Raw genomic sequence first — 19,717 nt, forward strand, 5'->3', positions numbered from 1 at the left:
CAGCTGTGTGGACAGCTTATCAGCCGGTCACTGCCTGCTCGCATTGGAGCGACCTCAGACCAGCGTCGTTTCGACGGCGATGTTCCCGTCTGTTGCTCGCGAAAAGGGGCACACCTGATGAGCCGCGTCCACGAGACGCTGCGCCGCCGCGCGCTCCATCCCAGGCAGGCTCACGTAGATGCGAGCCGCAAGGCTGAAGGCGCCACCTTCGGGACCAAGATCGATCTCGGCGTCAACCGCGTGATCTGCCGGCAACACGATCTTAATGTTCCGCGCGGCGAATTCCATCGCCGACTGAAAACATGCGGACCAGCCGGCCGCCAGGAGTTGCTCCGGATTGGTGCCTGTGCCGGAACTGCCCGGCCGTGACAGGCTGATCTCAAGACGGCCATCCGAACTACGCGACATACCGGTGCGCCCGCCCGTTGTGTGGACCCTTGCCGTGTACAATACTTTCTCAAGTCGATTCATATCGTCCTCACACGTCTTTCCTGGTTATGCAGTTGGCACGAAGGTGTCGTCCGCACCGTCCTGGGACGATCGTACCGACGGGCGGAAAGTGGTAGCCGGGGACCAGTGCCTCGTCGGATACGGCGCGGTCGACCAATCTGCGCCGCGTCGACTCGAAAAAGCGCCGCGTCAACGTCAAGCTGGCTGTGCCAGTCTGGGTGCTTGGCGAACAATGCAGGCATGTTCGTCACGGAGAGCGTATGGATTTAAGATAGGCAATGATATCCGCGCGATCCGACCCATTGGGCACGGTGGTCGTCATGGTCGTGCCCGGGATTGCCTTTGCGGGCGCTGCAAGAAAGTTTTCGAGTGTCTGGTCGTCCCAATGCCTGGCATAACCGATCATCGCTTTCGAGTAGCGGAAGTTCGGAGCAGTTCCCGCCTGACGTCCAAATACGCCGGCCAGCCCCGGACCGAACTTGTTCTGGGCTGTTGCCGCATGACATCCCGTGCAACGGCTGAACAATGTTTTTCCGTGATCGGCATTTCCTTCGGCCTGGGCCGAGGAAACGATGGCGGCAAAAATCACGAGAGCCAGCGCCAAGGGATGGGACATTGCCAATCTCCAGCAGGTTGTGAGCCGAACGCCAGGTCGGCACTGCCGATCGCGATAGCGTCAGGCCGATTTCAGTTGCTCAGTATCGATCGGTAGCTTTCGCAAGCGCTTGCCGGTTGCCGCAAAGATCGCGTTGGCGACCGCTGGGACGATTGCCGAGGTCCCAGGCTCGCCGATCCCACCTGGCGGCTCGGAGTTCTGCACGATGTGCACTTCGATGACCGGGGTCTCATTCATGCGCAGAAGTCTGTAGGTATCGAAATTGGCCTGCTCGACACGGCCTTCCTTGAGCGTGATCTCGCCGTAGAGTGCCGCCGTGATGCCGAAAATGATGGCGCCCTGAACCTGCGCTTGGACGGTATCGGGATTGATGACGGTGCCGCAATCGACCGCACAGACGACGCGCCGGACACGAACCGCTCCGTCCATCGACACCTCGACTTCCGCAACCTGCGCCATATAGCTGCCGAAGGCGAACTGGAGGGAGACGCCACGGCCGGCCCTTTGAGGCAGCGACTCACCCCAGCCTGCCTTTTTCGCGGCAAGCTCGAGGACCGCTTTTGCGCGCGGTTCCTTGTCGAGGAGGGCCGCCCGATAGGTCACCGGATCCTGCATCGCCGCAGCCGCCAGCTCGTCCATGAAGCTTTCGGTCACGAACACATTGTGCGAGGGGCCAACGCTGCGCCAAAAGGCGGTCGGGATGCCCGGCGGTTCTACCTGGACGTATTCGACGTGCATGTTCGGCAAGGCATAGGCGAGATTGATAGCGCCATCAGTTGAGTCGGGGTCCAGACCGTCCTTGAAATACTGGGGGAAGTATCTCGCTATGACGGAAGACCCAGCGAAGCGATGGTTCCAGGCAACCGGCATGCCTTTGGCGTCGAGGCCGGCGGACAGCTGATCGACGAACATGGGCCGGTACATATCGTGTTGGATGTCTTCCTCGCGCGTCCACACGACCTTTACCGGGCCGTCGACGTGCTTTGCGATCTCGACAGCGCGAACGACACCATCAGCCTCTAGTCTGCGTCCGAAGCCGCCCCCGATAAGGTGATTGTGTACAATCACCCGGTCTACCGGCACTCCCGCGACCTTGGCAGCGAACGCCTGAGCGCGCGTGACAGCCTGGTTGCCTACCCAGATTTCGCAGTCGTCCTTTCGGACATGGACGGTACAGTTCATCGGCTCCAGCGCCGCATGCGCTAGGAACGGAACCTGATAGGTCGCCATCACCTTGGTTATAGCCCCTAACATCGCGCGGTCGACATCGCCGATGTTCTGAGCAACCGCGCCCGGCGTAGATGTCGCCTGCTCAAGTTCTGCGGCGATCGCTGCGGTGGTCAGCGTGGCGTTCGGGCCGTCGTCCCATTCGATTGCCAGTGCCTCGATTCCCTTTTTCGCCGCGCCCATATGGTCGGCGACCACGGCAACGGCGTCGTCGAGCTTTACGATCTGATGCACGCCCTTGACGGCCTTGGCCGCTGCATCGTCCACGCTCTTCACACGACCGCCGAAAACGGGCGATTGTACGAGCGTTGCGATCCTCGCGCCGGGCGGACGAACGTCGATGCCGAAGACCGCAGTTCCGTTGACCTTGCCCGATGCGTCCAGACGCTTGACCGAGGTACCGATAAGCTTGAAATCCTGCGGTTGCTTTAGCGTCACGCTTTCGGGGACGGGAATGCCGGCGGCTTCCTCCGCAAGTTCACCGTATTTGGCGCTCTTGCCTGTCGGCGTGTGAATCACTTCGCCGCTTTGTGCGCGGCAGGACGCCGGATCGACCTTCCAGCGCTTTGCCGCTGCCAACACGAGCATCGTCCTGGCGGTCGCGCCGGCTTGGCGCATCGGGCCCCATGCTCCGCGGATCGCGTTGGAACCTCCCGTCGCTTGCACTCCAAGCAGGGGATTGACATACAGCTTTTCGTTAGGTGGCGCATGTTCTAGTTGCACATCTTTCAGGTCCACCTCCAACTCTTCAGCGATCAGCATCGGAATGGAAGTGTAGGTGCCTTGGCCCATTTCGACATAAGGCATGGTCAAAACGATCTGCCCATCGCTTTGGATGCGCACGAACGCACTGGGCACGAACATGTCGGCAGCGGCCGCGTTTGCTTCGTCCATGGCGAACGGCAGGTTGAGACTAAGCAGTAGGCCGCCACCTGCGGCAGCTCCGGCTCTCAGGAAGCCGCGCCGAGAGAGAGCGGTCGCCCTGCCCTGCTCGTCGGGACCGGAAGTTTTGGATCCGTGGTGATCGAGGGTCATGACAGTCTTCTCTCAGCTCGCAGCAGCCTGTTTGATCGCATCGCGAATTCGGACATAGGTGCCACAACGGCAGATATTGCCGGACATCGCATCGTCGATATCGGAATCAGTCGGATGTGGGTTGCTCGCCAGCAACGCCGAAGCGGACATGATCTGGCCCGATTGGCAATACCCGCACTGAACGACCTCCAGGTCGAGCCAGGCCTTCTGGATATTAGCGCCCGCTTCGGTCTCATTGATCGCCTCGATGGTGGTGATCTCAGAGGTGCCTATGCTATCGATTGTAGTGACGCAGGAGCGGGTGGCCTGACCATGGAGATGCACCGTGCAGGCACCACAAAGTGCGACGCCACAGCCGAATTTTGTGCCGGTCAAGCCGAGCACATCGCGCAGCGCCCAAAGAAGTGGCGTGTCGCCATCGACGTCCACTGAGTGTGTCTGCCCGTTAACATTGATGGTGAAGGCCATAGCTTCCTCCCTGTTCCGAAAGTGGGTCTGGCCAAAGCTATCGCCGAGCGGCGCCAAGGCTATTGTCCGATGGTGTCGGCGATACTTTGGGATTGGTTTGTCACGGCCTTGCTCCAATCTGAATCAAGCCGTCGACTTGCAGTCAACCGCAAAGGGCCGTTGCGGAAACTCGCTTTTGGAGAAACCCGCCTCTGCCCGCAAATCCATTAGACAGTGGTATTGTCGATACCTTGTATTGATGACAAAGTTGCGTTCGGAGCGACCGCCGCCTAATTCAGCATGACCGACATCGCACGACGAGTTCCTCGTGACCCGCGCCCCGGCTCCAGCGCCCAGATTGGGCCATTTGATCCAACAGACTTTTGGCCGTTTCACCATCGGGAATGTGAAGGCGCAGGCCACCACGCCAGGGTCGAGCCCAGATGATCGCAAAGGCATCTCAGCCGTCGCCGCTCACCCGCGGCGTGACATGATCCTTCATGCCTCGACGGCTTCGCTGCGTGCCATTGGTGAGGTTGCGATGATCGTGGCGCCGAGGGCAACTCTGAGCCAACCAGCACGCCGGTCTTGGCGGAGCCAACTTCGGGTTCGGCGGGCAACCCTGATCCGCCATCAGAAACGACACGGTATCGCCGAGACCGCAAAGACACGCAGCAGCGGGCCCGCGCGCGAGCGCCGGATCTTATCGCAGGCAGGCCGCCAAAATACGAGCGGTTTGCCGACCCGAGAATGACGCCGGCAAGCCAGGCATCGGTCGCCAACAGATCGATATCGAAAGTGACGCACCGCTTCCAGCATGGAGACGGCGAGTACACGTGACCTTTCGACGAAGGGATTGATCCCAATCGGACCGTCTTGAGGGACGGAGGAAGGAAGCGCGGTCACGGTTTCGAATTCGGTTTCGACCCCTCTAATTCGCCGGTGAGGAATTGGGCCCGGCCATGTCCGAAAGACCAGTCCTCGTCTGCGTTCTCGACGAAGCTTACGATGACGTCTGTAGGCGCAACGATGCAGGCTACTTGGAGCTCCGAGCAAAGTTCGCGATAGAAAGCAGTCTTTTCCTCGGTCGTCCGCGGACGGGTAGTAATCTGAAGGGAGACAACCTTATCCGAACGAGGAATTCCGAGGCCCGTGTCCTCGATCCGAACCCGGCTTGGCCTGTGCTCGTGAACGATCTGGTAACGGTCACCTTTTGGTACATGGAAGGTGCGAAGCACAACTCGATGGGTCGCATCGAGCAGTGTCGCGAGTTCTTGATCGGTGCGGCCTTCAATGAGATCGAAACGGAGAAACGGCATGGCTGTACTTCCTTCTAGCGCCATCAAGCGGCAGCATGGACGATGCCAGCGGTCGACGTCTGCAAGGGCAGACGACGTTCCTTAAGGTCGCTGCGCATAGCGTCGCGATCCTGTCGTGTTCTGGCCGTCTAATTCGACGCCAGAAGCTCTCCCGCCGGACCTAGGTTCAAAAAACTCCCGCGCACAATCCGACGCCTATGGAGACGCAGATTACACCAGCGAGGCGATTGACTGGACCTGGCGCCGCGCGTTGCAAGGCGAGCGCCAAACCGATGCCAATTGCATGCAAAATAGCGGTGGCGACCGCAAATCCCGCGAGGTATTCGAGCCCGTTCACGGCATCAGGCATCTCGGCCCCGTGAGCATGACCGTGCAACAGTGCGAAAACACCAATGATCGCAGCGCCGACCCATGTGGGCGGCTCTATGGCAAACGCCACCATGAGTCCGAACACGACGACCGACGCCAAGATGCCTGGCGCGACAAACGGGACGGCGATATGCGCCAAGCCCAACCCGCCGCCGATCAGCATGATCGCGACGAAGGTCAACGGCCATATCCAGAGCGCTCGGTTGCCTTTGGCGGCGGCCCACAAGCCGACCACCACCATGGCGGTGATGTGATCGAGGCCGCTGAGCGGATGCTCGACGCCTGCGGCAAATGAGATGGCAGAGCCGATATTGGGATGAGCCGAGGCCGGCACTATCAAGGCTACGGTTAGAGCTATCCAAATCAAGATCAATCGCATCGCATTCTCCTTAGTGAAACGGATAATGGGTCTGACTGTCCATGTTGCGGAAGGACAACACTAGTATCGATAGCAAACGCACGCCCTCAGTTAAGCGCCATGCGGCGGCCCCAAATAGGGGAACTCAGCAAGCAGATCACTGTGCGGCCCGACCATATCCCCCGCCACCTTGCCGTTCGTGAGAATGCTGATGAACGCATCGACGGTGTCGTCAGTGAGGGTCCTGCCATTTTTCGGAAAGGAGGCGGGTTGTGCCGGGTCATAGGGCAGTATGTCCGGCAGCATTGTCCTCGCCACCCGTTCTGCTTCATCTGGCTGATATCCACCCGTATGCTCGAGCGCGTGTGCGAACACCGGGACGAAGCGGGCGTCCTCTGCAGGCTCGCCCGCGAGATAGGCCTCTTTCTGGTCACCAGGCAGGAAGACTGCCTGCTGGGGGCGCGCGCCGCGTTCGATCTGCACCCAACCCTTGCTTTGCTTCTCAAGGGTGCGGGCCCACAGCCCAACCGGCTTATACCCCAGTGCAGAGTTGGGAACTTCCAACACGATGCTGCATACATTCTTGTCCGAGAAGAAATCAGCTCCAGTGAACCGCAGATCATTCAGGGCACCCAAGGTGTCGAAGAAAAACGGATCGCTTCGCCAACCCGCAAAAAAACGGTAGTCGCCGACCTCTGTTATCTGTGCAGCCCGGCCTGTCGAGACTGGCGCCTCCCTAACGACTACCTGTCCGCCGTCGGCTGTCCCAGCCGCCAGTGCACCTTCAAGGCGGCGCAGAGTGGCAATCTGCATCCCCCCTGATAGGGACGAAACGCTCACTCGATACGCGATATCGGCAACCGCATCGCCGTTCGTATCAATCTTGAACTCGTAAAGCCCGTCGGGCGCAAAAGGCTCGGAGGTGGTAGGCTGCGGATGGATCACGGTGGAGGACGGATGCACATTCAAGATGAGGATCGACTTGTTCGCGTCCCCCGGTTTGGGAAAGGCATACAGATCGGTGAGGTCCAAACGCGCGTCTCCGCGTGGGAACCCGAAGTCAGGACCTGAATAATGATGCGACATCGCGACATGCTCCTCAGCTATGAAATGGGCTCCGTTGAGCAAACACTGGCAGCGGCCAAAGACGGAATATATTGAACCAAGGTATTGTTTTGATCGGATCGATACTTTGGCGATGCTAGCCGCGAAGAAGTTTGTCAGCGGAACGGGATGCACACATACTTCGCTTGTCAGTAGACAGCGAAGCATGTGCGCAGGTAGGCGGATCGGATGATCCGTCGAATGTTCACCTCTCGGCTGATCTACTTCGCAGCATCCTCAATCACTCCGGCGACCGCGGCCGGCTGAGAGATGAAGACAGCGTGGCTTCCGGCCACTTCGGTCACCTTGGCGCCCGAGCGCTGATACATCCAGCGCTGAAGCTCCGGGCTCACGACGTGATCCTGGGTGGTCAGGATTGCGAAGCTGGGTTTGGTTTTCCATGCCGCCACGGAAACAGGCGCCGCCAGAGCTTTCTCCGCGAGTTGCTGCTGTGAATCCGCAAGGAACTGAGCGTCCGATGCCGGGACGTCCTGGGCATAGGTCGCGGCAAACTGAGCCGGCTGCATGAAGAAATACTTGCCCGTGGTGGCGGCGGGCGCCGGGGTTGCCCGCATGGCATCGTTGGGCGCCGCGAACTTTGTAAGAAGCTGCCCGCTGGCTTCCCCAACATCGGGCTGGAGTGCGGCCACATAGACAAGTGCACTGACCTTAGGGTCGGCACCCGCCTCCGTGATCACCGAGCCGGCATAGCTATGACCGACCAGCACGACAGGCCCCGTCTGCTGATCAAGAATACGCTTAGTGGCGTCGACATCCTCTGCCAGACCGGTGAGCGGTTCCTGCACGATAGTGACATGGAAACCATCCTTGGACAGGATGTCGTAGACCGCCCGCCACCCCGAGCCATCCACCAGGGCGCCATGGACGATGACGATATCTTTTGCCGGCGTTGAATCGGCGTGTGCGATGGTGCCGCTCGCGGCAACCATGAGGGCAACGGCAAAGCTCTTTGCTAGTATGGACATGTGGGTCTCCTGTGTTTCAATTCTGCCCACCGTTTCGCGTAGCCATCGTGGTGGCGGGCTTGTGGCGATCGGTGATGGCCAACCGTGGTCGTCGCTGATCGAATTCGCGCGCCGGCGCACCGGGATTCTGCGCTCATTCGATGGTGTTGAAAAACGATCCTCCTCTTCCGGCCGATCGCAGTCTGAGCCGGATCACCGCGCCTTGCGCGCGTCCTCGAGGCGAGGATCGAATGCAAACTCGATCCGTAGTCCACTGGGCTCCCGCACGATGAAATGGATCCTGGGGCCGGCACCCGAGGGTTCCGGGCCAAACTCGACGACGACGCCAGGCCAATTCGACACGCGCTCGTAGAGAGTCTCGAGGCCGATCCGATCGACGACGGCGAGTGCCAGATGATGCAGCCCGACGTTTGCACGCCGATCGAACGGGATCGCTTTGCTCGGCGTTTCGACTTGCCACAGCGTCACGACGTCGTGTCCGTCCGATACGAACACCGCTGGATAGTCCGCCCGTTCGCCGACGATCCGCCATCCGAGACAATCACAAAAGAATCCTCGCGTGCTCTCAAGGTCGCGGACGCTTAGCCCGATGTGGTCGACACCGCATGTGCTTGGGTTATCTGCCATAGACCCTCCGTCGTTCACGCCGGATTCTCATGGCCCGCGCCTAGGAAATCGCTTGCATAGGCGTAGAGGCCGGGGATCCCGCCGGTCATGATGAAGAGGACGCTTTCGCCGGCCGCGTATCGTCCGGCCGAGATCTCCGCCAGCAAGCCGGCAAAGGCTTTGCCGCCATAGACCGGATCAAGCAGCAAACCCTCTCGGCTCGCCATCAGCCGAACCGCATCGACCATGGCGGGTGTTGAAACGCCATAGCCTGCACCCAGCTGGTCTCCCGAGATGCTGACGTCGTTCGAATTCAACGATGCCTCAAACCCCAGGAGGGACAGCGCGGCATTGGCCCTCTCAACTGTTGTGGAGGTGGCGCTGGCGACGGGTGCGAGCACCGAGTAAGCCTGCACCCGCGTGGTATCAAGCCCGAGCGCCCGATATCCCGCAACCAGTCCGGCGTGTGTTCCTGAACTTCCATTCGGGACCACGACCGCGGCGAAATCGATATCGAGATCCTTGGCTTGCGCCTGGATTTCGAGCGCGCAGGCTGCGTAGCCAAGGCTTCCAACCGGCGAGGAGCCGCCGAGCGTGGCCATATAGGCGGTGCGGCCGGCCAGACGCAGTTCCTCGAACCGCTCCTGCGCGAATCCTGTCGAATTGACGCCGGCCGGCAGATGGTGGATTCGAGCGCCGAAAAGATCGTCGAGCAGAATATTGCCATTCCGATCATATTCGTCCCCATTACGGGGAACCAGAGGTGAAAGAACCACTTCGCAGGTCAGGCCAAGTCTGGCGGCGGCGGCAGCCGCCAGGCGCGTGAAGTTCGATTGGCGACCGCCGGTGGCAAGGATCGTGTCGGCGCCTGCCGCGGCGGCATCGCCGAGCAGGAATTCAAGCTTCCGCAGCTTGTTGCCGCCGCCGCCCAGCGACATCAGATCGTCGCGCTTGACGTAGATTCGAACACCATTCAACGACGAGCCCAAGGCATCCTCGATACGATGGAGGCGCTGGACAGCAGTCGGCCCATCTAGCAGGCCGCGACGCGGCATGAGTTTCAGGGCATCGGAAAGAGACATGAACACACCTCGGAAATGAGCAAAAAACACGCTCGCCTCGTTACCTATTCCTTGAACTCGGCCGTGGATTGATTGAGGTGGCTCTCGATCTCGCCGGACTGACCCAGTCCCTTTTCGATGAGTGCTTTCACGCGCGCCTGGGCCCCGGGTCGCTGCACCGAGGTCAGGAAGGTGTCCCATCCCGTTTGACTTTCCGCATCCGAGGGCAAGCTGGCGAGGTCGACAAGGTTCTTGGTGTCGACGATTGTCTGCCGATCGAACGACGCAATGCGGGTTGCCAGGGCATCGACAAAGCCGTCCAACTCGGCATCGGGCAGCGCCCGATTGACATAGCCATAGCGCTCCGCCAACTCGCCGTTGAATTCGTCAGCACCGATCAGGATCTCCAGGGCGCGGCCACGCCCGACCAGGCGTGGCAGCCGGGCCATAGGCCCGCCGCCCGGGGCAAATCCCGCGCCGACTTCGAATTGCGAAATAAGCGCCTTTTCGCGGCTGGCGAAGCGCATGTCGGCAGCGAGCGCCAGTTCACTGCCGATGCCGCTGGCCCGGCCGCGGATCGAAACGATCGTCACGGCCTTGAGACGGCTGAGCCGCACCATGAAGTCGGGAACAGGATGCATGCCAGTGGGGCCTGGCGTCATCTCCGTCGAGTCCGTGAGTGGCTTCAGGAGATCATAGTGCGCCATGAAATAGTCGGGCAACGCGCTGTCGAAGACGACGACCTTGACCTTCCGGTCAGCTTCGATCTCGTCGAGGATCTTGACCAGATCGCGTACCTCGGCTGGGCCGACGATATTGAATGGCGGGTTGTTGAAGGTCACTTCCCAGTACGCGGCGTTTTTGCGTGTCAGTCGGATCTTCGCGGTCGCTGCGCTCTCTGCCCCCTGAGACTGGGTGCCGGTACCATCGACTGCTTTCGTGGTCTGCGCGAAAGTTTGAGTTGAACAGTACAACGCCGCGGAAATGGCGAGCAGAATGGCGGCTCTGCTCGGACTTAAAACTTTCATCGTCGAATTCCTCGTCACTTAGCGCGCCGCCTTGATATTTTGAGCGTGCGCTTGTTTGGTTCGGCTGCTGTGTTGCGTGTTCAGACAACACTCAGAAGTTCGGTCACTGAGCGGCGCGGCTTTTGTGGCCAATTGCCCTCGGCGGCATAGCCGACCGTCACCAGGACGACCGGGACTTCATCGCTGGCAAGGCCAAATTCGCTGGCGACGCCGGCGGCATCGAAGCCGATCATCGGCGACGAGCCCAACCCTTGAGCCTGCGCTGCGAACATCAGTTGGCCCGCGCCGAAGGTCGCGGTGCGAACCGCTTCGTCGCGCTGCCGCTGCGGCTGTTCGAAGTACAGTGCCTTTCCAGCACCTTCCCAGCCGGTCACGACCTCGGTCGGCATGAAGCCGGCAGCGACCGACGATGCGAGCCGCTCAGCCATGAGAAGATGCGATGCAAGCTGCCCAACGACGATGAACGTCACAGCCGCTTCCGTGACCTTCGGCTGATCGAACGCGAGCCCCCTCAGGCGCGCCTTTGCCTGCGGCGTCTTGACGGCGATGAACCGCCAGTTCTGCAGATGAAATGCCGTGGGTGCCCGTGTTGCCAAGCGCACCAGTTCGTTGATCTGGGCGTCGTCGATATCGCGTGAGCTGTCATATTTGTTGGTCGTGCGCCGATTTTCGATCGCGTCGAGAATTGCATTTTTCATGGTCGTTCCTTTGTTTACATGCGGCAGCCTTCGCGCCTGCAGCTGCGGCTGCCGGGCTCGACTTCCATGGGTTGCGGATTCAGAATTGCCGTGGGCTCACGGCGGCAGCGGCCGCCGCCGCATTGGCAATCAGGATTTGATGAATGCCAGGATGTCGGCGTTGATGAGTTCGGGATGCGTGGTGGCCATGCCGTGCGACAACCCCGGATAGGTCTTCAGCGTCCCGGTCTTGAGCAGCTTCACTGACAGCAGGGCGCTGTCTCCGATCGGGACGAGTTGGTCGTCTTCTCCGTGCATGACCAGCATGGGGATGGAAATCTTCTGGAGATCTTCCGTGAAGTCCGTCTCGGAGAAGGCCTTGACGCAGTCGTATTGGGCCTTGGCGCCGCCCGCCATGCCCTGCCGCCACCAGTTGTCGATGGTCCCCGGCGACACCTTAGCCCCAGGCCGATTGGCGCCGTAGAACGGGCCCCCGGCAACGTCCCGGAAGAACTGCGCGCGGTTAGCCGCCAGGCCGCCGCGGAGGCCGTCGAAGACCTCCATCGGAAGTCCGCCTGGATTGGCGGCGGTCTTCAACATGAGCGGCGGCACCGCGCCGATCGTCACGGCCTTGGAGACCCGGCCGCCGCCCCCGTGCCGCGCCACATAGCGGACCACCTCGCCGCCGCCCATAGAATGGCCGACGTGGATGGCGTGCTTGAGATCAAGGTGGGCGACCAGCGTCGCCACGTCAGCGACGAAAGTGTCATAGTCGTTGCCCTGATCGGTCTGGGTGGAGCGGTTATGGCCGCGCCGGTCATGCGCGATAACCCGGTAGCCGTGGGACAGAAAGAAGAGCATTTGGCTATCCCAGTCGTCAGCCGACAGCGGCCAGCCGTGGTGGAACACGATTGGCTGACCCGTACCCCAGTCCTTGTAGTAGATCTGCGCTCCATCCTTGGCGGCAAAGGTTCCGCTGCTCATGTGTGCTCCATTGGTTTGAGTGGGTTGCGCGGCCGAAGTCCGCGCCAGCGAAAGTGTCGGTGCCAGAGCGGCAAGGCCCACACCGGCGATGAGGACATCGCGCCGCGAGAAGCCAGAGCCTTGGAAACCTGGGGGGCTTGGGGTGCCGGCTGCCGACAAGTTTGCGGGCCCGGATGGATCTGGCAGGAATGTTGTCTTCATAGCGACGCCTGTGTTTTTCCGATCCAGTTGGATCACGCACAGGGTCCTCCGACGGCGACCCTAAATCCATTGTACGAAGATGTATCCGCTGACCGTCTTTGCTCCGTCCACGCGAGTGATAGGGGACACCAAAGCACAATGGACGATCGCAGGCCTGTCGCAGCTCTGCGTGTTTGCAAGGGACAGAGATGAGGACGGAAGCTAGTGCAACTCTCCGGGTGCGCGCACCGATGCCGACCTGAGCGATACCTTCGTCCAATAGATTGTCACACGGGAAATCCGGATCATCGGGGCGGTATGCGAGTAAAATCGGCAGGACCCCCAACGATAGACTTTCGCTGCCATTGAGGGAGGAGGTTCCAATGGATGTTGTGGACGAGATCGACCAACACCGCCGCAGTTTCGTATCCGCTGCCGCGATCGCCCTTGCTGCCGCCCAGCTCGGTTTCACGGATTCTGCGATTGCCGAAGAGAAACCAGCAACGCTCGCAATCAAACCTGGAACAGACGTGTCCTTTGGCCCGCTGAAGCAGATTGATACCGAGATCCTCAATGTTGGCTATGTCGAGGCCGGCGCCGAGAGTGACCCTGCGGTCATTCTCCTGCATGGCTGGCCTTACGACATCCACAGTTTTGTCGATGTCAGCCCGATGCTGGTCTCGGCAGGTTATCGTGTGATCATTCCATACCTGCGCGGCTATGGAACAACGCGATTTCAATCGAGCGAAACTCTCCGCAACGGCCAGCCGACGGCACTCGCCGCCGATCTGGTCGCCTTGATGGACGCTCTCAAGATCGACAAGCCAATTCTGGCCGGCTTTGATTGGGGTGCTCGAACCGCCGACATCGTTGCCGCACTCTGGCCGGAGCGGTGCAAAGCGTTGGTATCCGTCAGCGGCTATCTGATCGGTAACCAGAAGGCCGGCAAGGTGCCATTGCCGCCGAAGGCTGAGCTGCAATGGTGGTATCAGTTTTACCTCGCCACGGAACGCGGAAGAGCCGGCTATGAAAAATACACGCACGATTTCGCCAAGCTGATCTGGCAGCTCGCGTCGCCGCAGTGGAAGTTCGACGATGCCACCTTCGATCGAAGCGCAGCAGCCTTCGACAATCCCGACCATGTCGCGATCGTAGCCCACAATTACCGCTGGAAGCTCGGCCTCACGGAGGGCGAGGCAAAATTTGACCCGTTGGAAGAGAAACTCGCCGCGGCGCCGGTCATCGGCGTTCCGACAATCACTCTTGAGGGTGACGCAAGCGGCGCCCCACATCCGGAAGCCAGTGCTTGCGCAAAGAAGTTCTCAGGCAAATATTCGCACCGGATCATCGCCGGGGGGATCGGCCACAATCTGCCGCAAGAAGCGCCTCACGCTTTTGTCCAGGCGATCATTGATGTTGGCGTTTCGTGAATCTGCGTGGCGAACCGGGCACGAGCCTGGTTCGCCACCTGCGGTCATCCAATCTTGCGCTGGTCGCGAAAGCTGTTTGCCTCGCCATAAGGTGACGTTATCCCCAGTCTCGCCGCCATGTTCACCAGGTCGGGGAGTGAGCGCGCATCCATCTTTCGCGTCACCTGGCCTCGGTGCGCCTTCACGGTGATCTCGCTGATGCCGAGCTCGAAGGCGATCTGCTTGTTCAACAGCCCTGAAACGACCAAGACCATGACCTCTCGCTCGCGTCGGCTGAGCGTCTTGTGACGGTCACGTAACGTGCGAACTTCGAGGTCCAATGCAAACGCAGCCCTGCTCAGTTCCAGCGCATGCTCGACTGCGGTAAGCAGAACGTCTTCGCTGAATGGCTTCATCAGGAACTCGACCGCGCCAGCCTTCATTGCCTTGACCGTCATTGGCACGTTGCCGTAGCCGGTCACGAAGATGATTGGCATGTCGGCGCGGTCGACGGAGACCAGCCTCTGCAGGTCGAGCCCGTTCAGGTCGGGAAGATGGACGTCGAGGATGAGGCAGTTCGGGACAAGCACCGGGGAGCGGGAGAGGAACTCCCGCGCGGATTTGAATGTCTCCGGTTGCCATCCGGCGTGCCTGATGAGCAACTCCAGCGATTCGCGGATAGAGACGTCGTCATCGACGACGAACACCACAGGCGTTTCGTTCGACGTCGACGCCGGCTTTTCCCTCATTCCCATAGCAGCCGCCATACCCTCCCACCATTGACATGCCGGGTGGGCTCCACTTGGCTGCAGGACTTTTCGATCGAAGTGCCCCGCAAGGCGCGTCGGTATTTCATCGCTACCTCCTTAGACTGCAAGGCACTGGCTTGTTTGCTTAGGCCGCGATCTCGAAAACGAGCTCGACTTCGATCGGCATGCCGAGCGGCAGGCTGGCAACGCCGAGAACGATACGACCCGAAAGCATCCCGGTGCCAAAGACCTTGACGAGCAGCTCCGACGCTCCGTCGGCGACTTTCGGATGGTCCCGGAAGTCGCCTTCCGTGGCGATATAGACGCCAAGCTTCGCCACGCCGGTTATCTTGTCCAGCGAGCCGAGATGCGCCCTGGCGGCGGACAGGGCGTTAAGGCAAGCGATCTCCGCCGCCTTTCGCCCCTCCTCTGCCGACAGTGCGCCACCGACGCGTCCGGTATATTGTGGCTCGCGCCCGACGACCGGCAGCATTCCGCTTAGATAGAGCAGATTGCCGATCTTCACTGTCTCAACATAGGCGCCGAAGGGCGTTGGCGACGGCGGCAGCGCAATGTCGAGATCGCTGAGGCGCTGTTCTGCGCTGGCTTGCGTGCTCATCGCGGTCACCATCTTCCCAGATGTGCGCCGCCATCTACGTTCAGCACCTCCCCCGTTATGCGTGGCGCCTCTGTCAGGAAAAAGACCGCATCGACGATTTCCTGGACGCTGGAGATGCTGTGCATAGGCGAAAGCGTGTTCAAAAAATCCTTCGGGTTGTCCTTGTGCAGCGGCGTGTCGACGACGCCAGGTGCGACCGTGTTGGCGCGGATATGCTGCTTGGCATATTCCATGGCGATGTTCTTCGACATGGCTTCGATGCCGCCCTTGGTCAGCATGGCGACCGAGGCGTTCACGCCGGCGATCGGGCGATCCACCATGGGTGTGGTGATGCTGACAATGCTCCCACCGCGCTTCTGCGCCAGCATCTGCCGCACGACGCGCTGCGTGAGATGCAAAAACCCTTCGAGATTCGTTGCCGCGAGGCGACGATAGTCTTCGATCGTGTAGTCGATGAAGGGCTTGGTGAAGAAGATCCCGGCATTGTTGACCAGTGCGTCAATCGAGCCGAACCGCGCAAGCGCGGTTTCGACGACCGACTTGGCCGTCTCCGGGTCGGCGATATCGCCATCGACGCGGACCAGCCGGTCGGATGCGTCGAGCTCGGTAGACCGGCTGACCTGCCGCGAGGTGGCGACGACGTTGTAGCCCTTTTCGAGGAAGCTGTTGGTGAGGCCGGCACCGATGCCTTGGGAGGCGCCGGTGATGACGACCGTTTTATGCGTCTGCATGTTCATCTCCATTGGAAGAGCAGTGTCACTGCTGCGTTTGGGCCTCGAAGGCCGGGTCGATCGAGATAGGGTTCAGGTGGTCGAGGTAGTTGCTCATTGTCTTCAGGGCGACGCCGGCCAAGATTTCCATTAGCGCGACGATGTCGTAGCCTGCCTCGAAGAAGGCCCTCTTCGCTGCCTCCGAGACGTAACCGCGCTCGGCGGCGAGTTCCCGTGTCACCGTTACAAGCGCGTGCTGTTTCGGATCTGCCAACAGGGATCTGTTCCGGATTGCGTTGATGGTAGCCACATCGAGGTGCATTGCCTCCAGCGCCGTCGCATGCACGGCGATGCAGTAGCGGCATCTGTTTGCCACCGACGCCGCCAACAGGATCATCTCCCGCTCATCGGCGCCGAACGATGAGTTTTCCCACGCCCTTTCGAGGGCCAGGTAACCATTCAGCATCGCCGGAGAATTGGCGAACGTCGCCAGCAGGTTCGGCACGAAGCCGAACCGTTCCCGGATCGCCCGCAGGTTTTCTTTCGAACCTTCCGGGGCTGTTTCGTCCGTCTGCGGCTTGAGCGTCTTCATGGTCACGATGGAGCCTTAGGCGAACAGGCTCCCCAAAGTTCCGCCGATCCCCTTGCGATCGCCGGTGCTAACGACAATGTTGTCGGTCATGTTGCCTCTCCGTCGGCCGGATTGCCTTGAGGCGCTACATATGGCGCAAGTCCGATTGCTCGATTAGGTAGAAATATCTGGAATGTCTTTTCCACCTATGCAAAAATCGAGACATGGCCGATCTCAACGACATCGCCGTGTTCGTGAGGGTGGCACAGTTCGAGAGCTTCAGCCGCGCGGCGCAGGCACTCGGCATGCCGGTCTCCACAGTTAGCCGTAAGGTGACGGCGCTGGAGGAGCGGCTGGGTGTGACTCTTCTCCAGCGGACAACGCGCAAGCTCAGCCTGACCGCGCAGGGCCGTGCCTACTACAATCAATGCAGCGAGCCCTTGAGTGACCTCTTCGACGCGGAACGGGTGCTCACCCAGACCCAGAAGAAGCCGGAGGGCCTTCTGCGGATCTCGGCGCCGGTCATCCTTGGCCAGGAAGCGTTCTATGAATTCCTGTCCTCATTTCTGAAGACCTATCCGCGTATCCAGGCCGACCTGTTCATCACCAACCTGTTCCTGGATCTGATAGCCGAAAATGTCGACGTCGCCATCCGCTTTGGCGAACTGCGAGATTCGAGCTTGGTCGCCCAGCGTATCGGAAAGAGCGTGCGCTATGTCGTCGCCGCGCCGGAATATCTGCGCGATCGGGTTCCGCCATCGCGGCCCGAGGACCTGCGCCCACATCAATGCGTCCTCCTGCAGGCGCGCAACAACGAGGTGGAATGGCATCTGGTCAGCGGCAAGAAATCCATCAAGGTCCACGTCACCGGGCCTGTGGCGGCGAGAGATTTCCAGGCGGTGAGCGCCTTCACCTATCGGGGCCACGGCATCGGCCTGCTGCCCTCGACCTATTGCGACGCTCAGATCGCCAGTGGTGAACTCGTCAGGCTTCTGCCTGATTGGTCGTCGCCGGAAATCTTCGTGCATGCGGTCTATCCGACGCGCCGATTTCTGCCGGCGAAGCTTCAGGCATTCCTGGAGGAGCTGAAGGCCTGGAAGAGTCCCTTGTGGATTCCCCTGCGATGACCATGCGGCCGACCGCGATCGTGTGGTCAGGCCCCAAGGTTTCTAACTTAGCCCGACAGCTCGGCAATCAGTTCAGCCATCAGTTTTCCGGTTGAGAGCGAACGCGCGAGAGGCGCCCCCTGACCGGCCCATTGAGCACCATAGCCAAACACGCCGACCAGCTTTGCCGCGGCGTTCAGTGATTTTCCCGCGTCGTATGCGATCGGGTATTCGGGGATATCGCTCGGCGTTGCACTGGCACCGATCGCCGTGAAGCGGTTTGCGAGACAGCGCGCTGGACGCCCGGAAATTGCACGCGTCATGACCGTATGATTGGCGGCTTCACTTTGCAACGCGGCGCGATACCCTCGATCGGCGGCGGATTCGTCCGTCAGCACGAACGCCGTGCCGAGCTGTGCAGCGCCAGCTCCCAACCGGAGCACGGCCGCGATACCGGCGCCGTCCATGATCCCACCAGCAGCAATTATCGGGACAGCCAGCTCACGCACGAGCAGCCGCGTGAGGGCTATCGTTCCGAGTTGGATGTCTTCACCATCTGGATCGAAGATACCGCGATGGCCGCCTGCTTCGTAGCCCTGAGCAACTACGGCATGTACGCCGGCAGACACCAGGAGCCGCGCTTCACGAAGGCTCGTCGCGGAGCCCAGCAGGACGATGCCCGCCCCCCGCATCGCCCGGATCCAGTCGGGGGATGGCACGCCGAAATGGAAACTCACGACCTGCGGCTTGGTCGCGAGCAAGGTTGAAAGCATCTCCTCATCCTTGAGGAAGCTCTTGTAAATTTCGCGGATGGTTGTGGGGGGCTCCGCACCGATCTGATTGAATGCGGGACGCAGACGCCCGAGCCATGCAGCCTCGCGCGCCGCATCCGCTCTCGCCGGTTCATGGCAGAACAGATTGACGTTGAACGGTCGGTCGGATCGCTCGCGCACGGCGGCGATCATTTCGCCGGCACTCGCCGCGCTCACTGCGCCAACACCGATCGAACCCAATCCTCCTGCATTCGAAACCGCCGCCGCCATGGCCGGCGTCGACGTCCCGGCCATGGGGGCCTGTATGATCGGCCACTCGATATTGAGGAGTTTGTCAAGCATTTGTGATTAGAACCTCCCGGCCGATCAACTGCGGTTCAATCAAAGCTTGTCGATCGAGACAAGCTCTCCCACGCTGCGATTTCAGCCTTCATCGCCTCGATTTTTTCCTCGACAAGCTTGAGAGCATCGCCGCCGAGATAAAGCCTTGCAGGTGGGTTCTCTGCCTCGACCAGTTTCAGCAGAGCGTGCGCAGCCTTTGCAGGATCGCCAGGCTGGTTCCCGCTCTTGGCCTGCCGCGCCGCGCGGATCGGATCCATCCCCGCATCATACTCGGCGATTTTGCGCGAAGCCCGCACCATCGAACGCCCGGCCCAGTCCGTTCGGAATTGGCCCGGAGCCAGCGCTGTAACGCGGATGCCGAGATGTTTGACCTCCTTGCCGAGCGCCTCCGAGATACCTTCCAGCGCGAACTTGCTGCCGCAGTAGTACGTGATCCCCGGCATAGTTATGAAACCAGCCATCGAAGTGACGTTGATGATATGGCCGGTTCGCCTTTCGCGCATCTTTGGGAGCACGGCCTTCATCATCGCCACGGCACCGAACACGTTGGCGTCGAATTGACGGTGCAGGTCGGCGAGCGACGATTCCTCAAGCACGCCTTCATGGCCGAAGCCGGCGTTGTTGACGAGGACATCGATAGGACCGACCTCGCGGACTGACTTTGCGATCGCCTTGGGAATTGCAGGGAAGTCGGTGACGTCAAGCAGGATCGCGCGAGCGCGTCCTGGTGCGAGACCGATGAACGCCGATGCCGCCTCGTCGCTGCGTACCGTGCCGATGACGTTATGCCCTGCCTCTAAGGCGCACTCGGCAAACGCCTTCCCCAGGCCGGAACTGACGCCAGTGATCAGAAAAGTTTTGACTTTTGTCATGCTTCGTTCCTTTGCGTGCGCGAACGCCGGGCCGAGACAACCCGGAGGCCGCGTGTGTCGGCTCAAGTGATTTTTTTTCGCCGGCTTTGGGTGTTCGGCGCAGCGGGGGGCCGTAGTCT

The 19,717-nt window shown here is 60.7% G+C and carries 21 protein-coding genes; 2 read left to right on the forward strand and 19 right to left on the reverse strand.

All coding sequences use genetic code 11. The features are described 5' to 3' along the window. Positions 1 to 54 precede the first annotated feature (54 nt). From NKH30_RS13330 to NKH30_RS13390, 13 genes are all read right to left on the reverse strand, one after another. Positions 55 to 471, reverse strand: a complete 417-nt coding sequence (locus tag NKH30_RS13330; RefSeq protein ID WP_352980252.1) for an organic hydroperoxide resistance protein — start codon at positions 469 to 471, stop codon at positions 55 to 57. Positions 472 to 697: 226 nt separating this feature from the next. Then, positions 698 to 1,066 (reverse strand): c-type cytochrome, encoded by a 369-nt coding sequence (locus NKH30_RS13335; protein WP_352980251.1) that lies wholly within the window; start codon positions 1,064 to 1,066, stop codon positions 698 to 700. Between the two features lie 60 nt (positions 1,067 to 1,126). After that, the gene (locus tag NKH30_RS13340; RefSeq protein ID WP_352995720.1) at positions 1,127 to 3,328 is read right to left on the reverse strand and encodes a xanthine dehydrogenase family protein molybdopterin-binding subunit; all 2,202 of its coding nucleotides are present in this window, start codon (positions 3,326 to 3,328) and stop codon (positions 1,127 to 1,129) included. 12 nt (positions 3,329 to 3,340) lie between these two features. Then, entirely contained in the window at positions 3,341 to 3,796 is a 456-nt protein-coding gene (locus NKH30_RS13345) for a (2Fe-2S)-binding protein (RefSeq protein ID WP_352995722.1), read from the reverse strand. 881 nt (positions 3,797 to 4,677) lie between these two features. Beyond that, on the reverse strand, positions 4,678 to 5,094 hold the full coding sequence (locus NKH30_RS13350) for a tautomerase family protein (RefSeq protein ID WP_352995724.1): 417 nt from the start codon (positions 5,092 to 5,094) through the stop codon (positions 4,678 to 4,680). A 166-nt stretch (positions 5,095 to 5,260) separates the two neighbouring features. After that, the gene (locus NKH30_RS13355; protein ID WP_352995726.1) at positions 5,261 to 5,842 is read right to left on the reverse strand and encodes a HupE/UreJ family protein; all 582 of its coding nucleotides are present in this window, start codon (positions 5,840 to 5,842) and stop codon (positions 5,261 to 5,263) included. Between the two features lie 90 nt (positions 5,843 to 5,932). Then, entirely contained in the window at positions 5,933 to 6,853 is a 921-nt protein-coding gene (locus NKH30_RS13360; protein WP_352995728.1) for a DUF4331 family protein, read from the reverse strand. 293 nt (positions 6,854 to 7,146) lie between these two features. Continuing rightward, positions 7,147 to 7,911 carry an alpha/beta fold hydrolase gene (locus NKH30_RS13365; protein ID WP_352995730.1) on the reverse strand — a complete coding sequence of 255 codons (765 nt, stop codon included), beginning with the start codon at positions 7,909 to 7,911 and terminating at the stop codon, positions 7,147 to 7,149. Between the two features lie 192 nt (positions 7,912 to 8,103). Continuing rightward, a complete protein-coding gene (locus NKH30_RS13370) occupies positions 8,104 to 8,538 on the reverse strand; it encodes a VOC family protein (RefSeq protein ID WP_352995732.1) in 435 nt (144 codons plus the stop codon). A gap of 14 nt (positions 8,539 to 8,552) precedes the next feature. Continuing rightward, positions 8,553 to 9,599 (reverse strand): D-cysteine desulfhydrase family protein, encoded by a 1,047-nt coding sequence (locus NKH30_RS13375; RefSeq protein WP_352995839.1) that lies wholly within the window; start codon positions 9,597 to 9,599, stop codon positions 8,553 to 8,555. Between the two features lie 44 nt (positions 9,600 to 9,643). Further along, on the reverse strand, positions 9,644 to 10,606 hold the full coding sequence (locus NKH30_RS13380; RefSeq protein WP_352995734.1) for an enoyl-CoA hydratase/isomerase family protein: 963 nt from the start codon (positions 10,604 to 10,606) through the stop codon (positions 9,644 to 9,646). 80 nt (positions 10,607 to 10,686) lie between these two features. Continuing rightward, complete coding sequence (locus NKH30_RS13385; protein ID WP_352995736.1) at positions 10,687 to 11,304, reverse strand: nitroreductase family protein; 618 nt, start codon at positions 11,302 to 11,304, stop codon at positions 10,687 to 10,689. Between the two features lie 129 nt (positions 11,305 to 11,433). After that, positions 11,434 to 12,267, reverse strand: a complete 834-nt coding sequence (locus NKH30_RS13390) for an alpha/beta fold hydrolase (RefSeq protein WP_352995738.1) — start codon at positions 12,265 to 12,267, stop codon at positions 11,434 to 11,436. Between the two features lie 563 nt (positions 12,268 to 12,830). Here NKH30_RS13390 and NKH30_RS13395 point away from each other — a divergent pair. Then, the gene (locus tag NKH30_RS13395) at positions 12,831 to 13,877 is read left to right on the forward strand and encodes an alpha/beta fold hydrolase (protein ID WP_352995740.1); all 1,047 of its coding nucleotides are present in this window, start codon (positions 12,831 to 12,833) and stop codon (positions 13,875 to 13,877) included. Between the two features lie 44 nt (positions 13,878 to 13,921). Here NKH30_RS13395 and NKH30_RS13400 read toward each other — a convergent pair whose 3' ends face one another. The 4 genes from NKH30_RS13400 to NKH30_RS13415 form a co-directional block, all read right to left on the reverse strand. Further along, complete coding sequence (locus NKH30_RS13400; RefSeq protein WP_352995742.1) at positions 13,922 to 14,611, reverse strand: response regulator transcription factor; 690 nt, start codon at positions 14,609 to 14,611, stop codon at positions 13,922 to 13,924. A gap of 139 nt (positions 14,612 to 14,750) precedes the next feature. After that, entirely contained in the window at positions 14,751 to 15,236 is a 486-nt protein-coding gene (locus NKH30_RS13405; protein ID WP_352980460.1) for a RidA family protein, read from the reverse strand. Continuing rightward, positions 15,230 to 15,955: an SDR family NAD(P)-dependent oxidoreductase gene (locus tag NKH30_RS13410; protein ID WP_352980459.1), complete on the reverse strand. Its 726-nt coding sequence runs from the start codon at positions 15,953 to 15,955 to the stop codon at positions 15,230 to 15,232. Before NKH30_RS13410 ends, NKH30_RS13405 begins: the two co-directional genes overlap by 7 nt. 25 nt (positions 15,956 to 15,980) lie before the next feature. Next, positions 15,981 to 16,526, reverse strand: coding sequence for a carboxymuconolactone decarboxylase family protein (locus NKH30_RS13415; protein ID WP_352980458.1), 546 nt, complete (start codon positions 16,524 to 16,526; stop codon positions 15,981 to 15,983). Positions 16,527 to 16,729: 203 nt separating this feature from the next. Here NKH30_RS13415 and NKH30_RS13420 point away from each other — a divergent pair, with 203 nt between their 5' ends. Continuing rightward, complete coding sequence (locus tag NKH30_RS13420) at positions 16,730 to 17,632, forward strand: LysR family transcriptional regulator (RefSeq protein WP_352995744.1); 903 nt, start codon at positions 16,730 to 16,732, stop codon at positions 17,630 to 17,632. Between the two features lie 47 nt (positions 17,633 to 17,679). Here the strand turns inward: NKH30_RS13420 and NKH30_RS13425 are convergent, their stop codons facing one another. After that, on the reverse strand, positions 17,680 to 18,726 hold the full coding sequence (locus NKH30_RS13425) for an NAD(P)H-dependent flavin oxidoreductase (protein ID WP_352995746.1): 1,047 nt from the start codon (positions 18,724 to 18,726) through the stop codon (positions 17,680 to 17,682). A 35-nt stretch (positions 18,727 to 18,761) separates the two neighbouring features. Then, positions 18,762 to 19,598, reverse strand: coding sequence for an oxidoreductase (locus tag NKH30_RS13430; RefSeq protein WP_352995748.1), 837 nt, complete (start codon positions 19,596 to 19,598; stop codon positions 18,762 to 18,764). Positions 19,599 to 19,717 lie beyond the last annotated feature (119 nt).

This window comes from Mesorhizobium sp. M1273, from assembly GCF_040318195.1.
Lineage (GTDB): Bacteria > Pseudomonadota > Alphaproteobacteria > Rhizobiales > Rhizobiaceae > Mesorhizobium.

Bases quoted from the DNA above. Each gene is read 5' to 3' on its own strand.
- NKH30_RS13335 (WP_352980251.1), bottom strand. From the start codon at position 1,066: ATGTCCCATCCCTTGGCGCTGGCTCTCGTGATTTTTGCCGCCATCGTT.
- NKH30_RS13370 (WP_352995732.1), bottom strand. From the start codon at position 8,538: ATGGCAGATAACCCAAGCACATGCGGTGTCGACCACATCGGGCTAAGC.
- NKH30_RS13385 (WP_352995736.1), bottom strand. From the start codon at position 11,304: ATGAAAAATGCAATTCTCGACGCGATCGAAAATCGGCGCACGACCAAC.
- NKH30_RS13375 (WP_352995839.1), bottom strand. From the start codon at position 9,599: ATGTCTCTTTCCGATGCCCTGAAACTCATGCCGCGTCGCGGCCTGCTA.
- NKH30_RS13415 (WP_352980458.1), bottom strand. From the start codon at position 16,526: ATGAAGACGCTCAAGCCGCAGACGGACGAAACAGCCCCGGAAGGTTCG.
- NKH30_RS13395 (WP_352995740.1), top strand. From the start codon at position 12,831: ATGGATGTTGTGGACGAGATCGACCAACACCGCCGCAGTTTCGTATCC.
- NKH30_RS13350 (WP_352995724.1), bottom strand. From the start codon at position 5,094: ATGCCGTTTCTCCGTTTCGATCTCATTGAAGGCCGCACCGATCAAGAA.
- NKH30_RS13405 (WP_352980460.1), bottom strand. From the start codon at position 15,236: ATGGTGACCGCGATGAGCACGCAAGCCAGCGCAGAACAGCGCCTCAGC.
- NKH30_RS13420 (WP_352995744.1), top strand. From the start codon at position 16,730: ATGGCCGATCTCAACGACATCGCCGTGTTCGTGAGGGTGGCACAGTTC.
- NKH30_RS13425 (WP_352995746.1), bottom strand. From the start codon at position 18,726: ATGCTTGACAAACTCCTCAATATCGAGTGGCCGATCATACAGGCCCCC.
- NKH30_RS13345 (WP_352995722.1), bottom strand. From the start codon at position 3,796: ATGGCCTTCACCATCAATGTTAACGGGCAGACACACTCAGTGGACGTC.
- NKH30_RS13430 (WP_352995748.1), bottom strand. From the start codon at position 19,598: ATGACAAAAGTCAAAACTTTTCTGATCACTGGCGTCAGTTCCGGCCTG.
- NKH30_RS13330 (WP_352980252.1), bottom strand. From the start codon at position 471: ATGAATCGACTTGAGAAAGTATTGTACACGGCAAGGGTCCACACAACG.
- NKH30_RS13355 (WP_352995726.1), bottom strand. From the start codon at position 5,842: ATGCGATTGATCTTGATTTGGATAGCTCTAACCGTAGCCTTGATAGTG.
- NKH30_RS13400 (WP_352995742.1), bottom strand. From the start codon at position 14,611: ATGGGAATGAGGGAAAAGCCGGCGTCGACGTCGAACGAAACGCCTGTG.
- NKH30_RS13390 (WP_352995738.1), bottom strand. From the start codon at position 12,267: ATGAGCAGCGGAACCTTTGCCGCCAAGGATGGAGCGCAGATCTACTAC.
- NKH30_RS13365 (WP_352995730.1), bottom strand. From the start codon at position 7,911: ATGTCCATACTAGCAAAGAGCTTTGCCGTTGCCCTCATGGTTGCCGCG.
- NKH30_RS13410 (WP_352980459.1), bottom strand. From the start codon at position 15,955: ATGCAGACGCATAAAACGGTCGTCATCACCGGCGCCTCCCAAGGCATC.
- NKH30_RS13340 (WP_352995720.1), bottom strand. From the start codon at position 3,328: ATGACCCTCGATCACCACGGATCCAAAACTTCCGGTCCCGACGAGCAG.
- NKH30_RS13380 (WP_352995734.1), bottom strand. From the start codon at position 10,606: ATGAAAGTTTTAAGTCCGAGCAGAGCCGCCATTCTGCTCGCCATTTCC.